Origin of the sequence: Flavobacterium sp. UMI-01, assembly GCF_019656315.1 — a bacterium.
Classification (GTDB): domain Bacteria; phylum Bacteroidota; class Bacteroidia; order Flavobacteriales; family Flavobacteriaceae; genus Flavobacterium.
Genome location: NZ_BPLU01000057.1, coordinates 1 through 213 on the forward strand (window position 1 = coordinate 1; position 213 = coordinate 213).

The 213-nt window shown below is 43.2% G+C and carries 1 protein-coding gene; it reads right to left on the bottom strand.

Annotation, left to right across the window (positions count from 1 at the left end; translation table 11 throughout):
- The coding region (locus K5R64_RS13595) for a hypothetical protein (RefSeq protein ID WP_220764204.1) at nt 1–213 on the bottom strand (213 nt) is incomplete at both ends.

Below are 213 nucleotides of genomic sequence, written 5' to 3' on the forward strand. Positions count from 1 at the left end.
CTGTTACAGTATTCCCACTAATTGTTACTCCTGCAGAAGGACTTGCCGTATATGTATAAGAAGCATTGTAATTTGTAATCGTAAAACTTCCTGTAGCTACCGTACAAGTAGGTTGTGTTACAGCAGCACTCAATGTGGGGGCTGGGGGTGTTACCGGTTGTGCATTGACCGTAACATTTGTCGAAGAAGAACAAGCCCCTAATGTTGCTGTAA